Below are 5,200 nucleotides of genomic sequence, written 5' to 3' on the forward strand. Positions count from 1 at the left end.
TGGTGGCTGCCGCGACGACCGAGCGCGCGACGCCTGTGTGGAAGCTGCGGTGATCCGCTGGGCATCGGTGCGAATCGCCTGCTGTACTTCCGGCGAAAATTTCTGTTGTGCGATCAGACCTTGGGCTGCGGCCGGCTGTCCGTCGACCAATAGAAACAACGCAACGTTGCTCAGGATCTTCGGGTTGTTCTGCGCAAGCTCAGCCGCTTTCATAAGCGGCACGCGGGCACCGGCAATATCGCCGAGACACAGGCGTGCATACGCGAGATCGGAAAGCGTGAGCGCATCGGTAGGTTCGAGGCGCGATGCGGCATCGAGAGATTCGGATGCCTTACTGAAGTCGCCCGCGCTTCCCGCAAGCAGACCCAGTCCGCGATATCCGCGAGCCGCAAGCGGCGTATTGATGAGCTTCGTATAGGCATCGGCGCTGGCTTGCGACTGACCGGTCTGGCGTAAGGCGTCGGCGCGCAGCAAGATGGTATCGGGGGTGGAACCATATTGTTTTTCGTACGCATCGATATGCGCCAGCGATGCATAAAACAATCCTTGCGACTGCATCTTGTCGATCAGCGCGAGATACATGCCGGGTGTATCGGGCGCGTCCTGCTTCTGTTGTGACTGACGCACTGCAGCCTCGCGTTCAGCCTGGATGCCGACGCCATATCCGCTGTCGATCTTCGACGCGCAGCCACACAAAGCGGCCAAACCGCCACTTGCAAGAACCATCAATACGATTGCAGCATTTCTCATGACTCACTCTCTTCAACGTCATTCGACGTCATTTGTGCAGCGTGGACAGCGAGTGGAACACACCGATAAACCCCGGCCCCGCCGTCATGATCAGCAATGCAGGCAGCAAGGTCACGACCATCACGCCGGTCATCTTCACGGTCAGCGCGCCGATGCGTTCCCGCAATGTCGCTCGACGCGATTCGCGCAACCGGTCGCCGAACTGGCGCAGCGGTTCCTGAACGGCACCACCGTGCTTGTCGACTTGGATGACGAGACGCATCACGGCGGTCAGGTCGTCGTTTTCATAACTGGTGGAAAGCCGGTTCAGCGATTGTTCGCGCGTGCGTCCCGTGTTGAATTGCCGATGCGCGAGCGCGAGTTCCTTCGACAACACCGGCAGCACGGTCGCAAAATCGCTGATCATGACTTGTAGGGTTTGATCGAGCGACAAGCCCACGCCTTGTAGCAAACGCAACAGGTCCACGAACATCGGCAATTCGCCGACAACCGCGCGCTGACGTGCGGTCGCGCGACGCCGCACGAGCCACTTCGGCAACATGAAGCCAAAGGCGAGCGCGCCGAACATCCACACCACAAGCCGCGGCTCGCCGCTGCGCCAGACGAACACGACGAGCGGCAACAGTACGGAACAGGCAATCCGCGCGGCGAAGAAACGGGCCCGCGCGGTGTTATCGAGGAAACCGCAGCGGTCGAGCAAACGGCGGTCTTCGTCGGCGACAACGATTTTTCCGAGCGGCGTATCGAGCCATCGCACGGCAGCCCGGTTCAGCGTCTGAACAATGCGGTCGACGCTCGTGGACCGCGACTTGTCTGCATTGTCGGATAATTTGGCACCCTTTCTCTCGTTCGATCCCGATACGGCCGCGCGTGCAGCCGCCGCCGCGCTAGCGGCGCGCTGATCGAGCGCGTGATCGAGCGTACGCGCGCTGCGGCGATTGTTCCCGAAAACGGCAACCATGAGCAGAGCGATCAATACGCAAGCCGCCGAGGCACACATCAGCGCAACAACAAAAAAAGTGTCCGCGTTCATGTCATTCCTTCAACTGAGCAAGCGAATACAACAGGAAAACGCCAAGCGCCTGCAGACCGACTGCCACGAACACCAGGTGCTGGCCGAGCGGATCGGCCCACATTGCTGCAAAGTACCCCGGGTTGGAGATGATCATGAAGGCGCCGACCAGGACTGGCAAAAAGCCAAGCACCCAGGAGGACAAACGTGTCTCAGTAGTGAGCGCGACCAGTTCGCGTTCGGCCTGCTCGAGGTCACGCATCAGCGCGGCCATGCGGTCAAGCATGACGTCCGAGCGCCCGCCATAACGCACCGATATCCGCAAGACCGAGCCAACAAGTTCCAGTTCGCGCACGCGATACACAGTCGCCACATGTTTTAGCGCGACCTCAATGTCCACCCCCGAGCGCAACATGCGTGAAACCCGATCGAGACAATCGCGCAAAGGTGTGTCGGCGGTGGTAAGCGCCGCCTGAAACGAGGCTGGCACGCTATTGCCTATGATGATCAGACGCACGATGCCATCGAGGAAGACCGGCAACTGGCGCTTGATGCGCTGATAGCGTTTTTGCGCGCGCCATGACAGCACGGCATAAAGACAAGCGCAGCTAATAACAATGAACCCTATCCCCAGCAGCCAATGCGTTCTCACGCTAACCGCGATTGCACCGGCCAAGACCACAGCGCCCGTGGTCAGGAGAAGAGCACGAGGGTTCGCGATGCCCGCGCGGCTCATCAGGTTGCCAAACGCGTACAAGATCCGTTCGCGCCGGTGCTTTACATGTTCGCGAAAGCTGCGCGGCGCGCTCTGGGACGGCATCGCGGACGGCGCAATGACACGTGGCCGTTGAGCTTGTGCCGCATCGCTCCCCTCTGTAGCGCCATGCGCGGAGGCCACGCGCCGGCCGACGAACTGGTCCGTCATCGCGCGATTACGCGAGTCCTGCGAGCGCTGCCACAGCAACAACCCGCCCGCTGCGCACAACAGCGCGACCATCAGCACGAAGCCGATACCGCTAGACATTGAAGCCCCCGCCCGAGCGTCCGAAACCGCGGCCAAACCCGTCGTTGAAACCGTCGCGTTCGCGCATGTCGTTGCCGAGCGCCTGCCGGTATTTCGCGAGCTTCGGCGAACTCGGATGAATGCCGAGCGACACCCAGTTGTCCTGTTCCTCGCCGCCTTCGAGCAAGACGGGTTCGTATCTGTACAACTCCTGCGTCGCGACAATGTTGTCGGAAAGCCCTGTAACCTCGGTGACCGACAGGATCCGTCTGCGCCCGTTGGAAAGCCGGCCAATCTGCACAATGAAGTCGATGGCGTTCGCGATCTGCCGCCGCAGGCTCGACTCCGTGCCCTGAAAACCGGCGAACCCCGCCAGCATCTCCAGCCGGTAAAGACATTCACGCGCCGAACTTGCGTGCACGGTGCCCATGGAGCCATCGTGGCCGGTGTTCATCGCCTGGAGCATTTCGAGCACTTCGCCGCCGCGCACTTCGCCCACGATGATCCTGTCCGGCCGCATCCGCAACGTGTTGCGCAAGAGGTCGCGGATCGACACCACGCCCGCGCCGTCGAACCCGCCGGGCCGGCTTTCGAGGCGCACCACATGCGGATGATTGAGCGAGAGTTCTGCCGTGTCCTCGATCGTCACCACGCGTTCATGCTTTGGAATGAAGAATGCAAGTGCGTTGAGCAAGGACGTCTTGCCCGAACTCGTTCCGCCCGAGACCAGCACGTTGCATCGTGCGGCGACTGCTGCGTCGAGCAGCCCGCTGATCTCCTGATTGAACGTGCCGTTGGCGAGCAGATCGTCAGGACGCAAGGGATCGCGGCGAAACTTGCGTATCGATACAACTGGTCCGTCCAGCGACAACGGCTCGATCACCACGTTCACGCGTCCACCGTCGGGCAGGCGTGCATCGACCATTGGGTTCGATTCATCCAGCCGCCGCCCGATAGGCGCCAGAATCCGCCGCACGATGCGCAGCAGATGCGCGTTGTCGGCAAAACGCACGGGGATCTTCGAGAGCATGCCGTGACGCGATACATAGACATCGTCGAAGCCGTTGATCAGGATGTCCTCGACGGCGGGGTCTGCAAGCAGATCCTCGATCGGCCCGAAACCCGCGAGTTCCTTCGTCAACGCCTCGCCAACCAGACGCACTTCGCTTTCGTTCAACGGAATGCGCCGCATGCGCACGAAGCCGTCTATCTCGAGGTCGACAAACTGTTGGATCGCCTGACGCGACCATCGTCCGAACTCTGCGCCGAGTTCTTCGATGCGCGTGAGCAGATGTTCGTGGGCCGCGTGCTTGATGTCCTGGAACTGCTGCGTGTGCGCAAACGAAGTGGCGTCGTCGGCGAATTCGATGTCTTTTGCCATCTTCTATGACCGCTTTTTAAAAGTGGAAAGGAACCGCTTGACGCTGCTCGCCGCGTCGGTGGACGCAACGGGTGTTGCGCTCTCCGGTACAGACCCTGGCGCACCCGCTTCCAGCGCTTTGCCGCCGCCAAGACGCGCGAGCAGACCATCTAGCGCCCGCACGTACGGATCGCGCTCGGCAATATCCGCGAGCAATTGTCCCTGGTTCACGGCTCGCCCCAGCGCCTGCGTGCGCGAGGGCAACACTGCAAGCAACGGCAAGCCCAGCCGCTCGGCGATCTGGTCGGCGCCGAAATGCAGCGTCGCGTCGAACTTGTTCACGACCAGATGCATTTTTTGCGGCGCATCTGTCTGCGACTGCGCGTCATGTTCGCGTATTCCTTCGAGCAGTTCGACAGCCGACACTGCCGACGCCACGTTCGGGTCGCAGACGAGCCACACGTTGTCCGCGGCTTGCACGACCTGGCTGATGAATTCAAGGTTGGTGAAGCCGCCGAGGTCCACCAGTTGATGATCGAAAAACGTCCGCAACCGGTTGAGCAAACTGACCGCCGATGCATACGACACCTCGCGCATGGAGGCAAGGTCTGTCGGCAACGTGGTGACGGCAAGACCACTCGCGTGACGGCCAAACGCGGTATGCACGAAGGTCTGGTCGAAGCGGCGCAGATTGCGCACGGCATCGACGAAATTGAATTCGCTTTGGGTGTCGAGCAGCACGGAACTGTCGGCGGCGGGAATGCCGAGGTCGAGCAGCGCCGCAGTTTTCAACGCAGTGACATCGCGCTTTTGCAGCTTGACCGCGAGGTTTGCGGCCAGCGTGCTGACGCCCACGCCTATACGCGCGCCGAGTAGCACCGTAATTTTTCCGTGGCGGTTCGCGGTGCGCTGGGTTTGCGCAGACAGGCTCGCCTGTTCCAGCAATTGCTGCGTGATCCGGGCTGCTTCTGCGGGATCGCCATCCATATCGATGAAATCACGCACGCCTGCGCGCAGCGCTGCAACCGCGCTGTCGGAGCCTTGCAGCGATCCCAGCGCGACGATCGCGAGGCCA

5 protein-coding genes are annotated in these 5,200 nt (G+C 61.4%); all 5 read right to left on the bottom strand.

The genetic code is table 11. The annotated features are described in order from the left end of the window. Positions 1-750 (bottom strand): pilus assembly protein (locus ACRXB1_RS29660; protein ID WP_449494064.1); only part of this gene is annotated, 750 nt, incomplete at its 3' end. Positions 751-778: 28 nt separating this feature from the next. Next, on the bottom strand, positions 779-1,783 hold the full coding sequence (locus ACRXB1_RS29665; RefSeq protein WP_449494065.1) for a type II secretion system F family protein: 1,005 nt from the start codon (positions 1,781-1,783) through the stop codon (positions 779-781). A gap of 1 nt (position 1,784) precedes the next feature. Then, positions 1,785-2,786 carry a type II secretion system F family protein gene (locus ACRXB1_RS29670; RefSeq protein WP_449494066.1) on the bottom strand — a complete coding sequence of 334 codons (1,002 nt, stop codon included), beginning with the start codon at positions 2,784-2,786 and terminating at the stop codon, positions 1,785-1,787. After that, positions 2,779-4,146 (bottom strand): CpaF family protein, encoded by a 1,368-nt coding sequence (locus ACRXB1_RS29675; protein ID WP_449494067.1) that lies wholly within the window; start codon positions 4,144-4,146, stop codon positions 2,779-2,781. Before ACRXB1_RS29675 ends, ACRXB1_RS29670 begins: the two co-directional genes overlap by 8 nt. A gap of 3 nt (positions 4,147-4,149) precedes the next feature. Next, positions 4,150-5,200 (bottom strand): fimbrial protein (locus tag ACRXB1_RS29680; protein ID WP_449494068.1); only part of this gene is annotated, 1,051 nt, incomplete at its 5' end.

Source organism: Caballeronia sp. M23-90 (assembly GCF_053574605.1).

Bases quoted from the DNA above. Each gene is read 5' to 3' on its own strand.
- ACRXB1_RS29665 (WP_449494065.1), bottom strand. From the start codon at position 1,783: ATGAACGCGGACACTTTTTTTGTTGTTGCGCTGATGTGTGCCTCGGCG.
- ACRXB1_RS29670 (WP_449494066.1), bottom strand. From the start codon at position 2,786: ATGTCTAGCGGTATCGGCTTCGTGCTGATGGTCGCGCTGTTGTGCGCA.
- ACRXB1_RS29675 (WP_449494067.1), bottom strand. From the start codon at position 4,146: ATGGCAAAAGACATCGAATTCGCCGACGACGCCACTTCGTTTGCGCAC.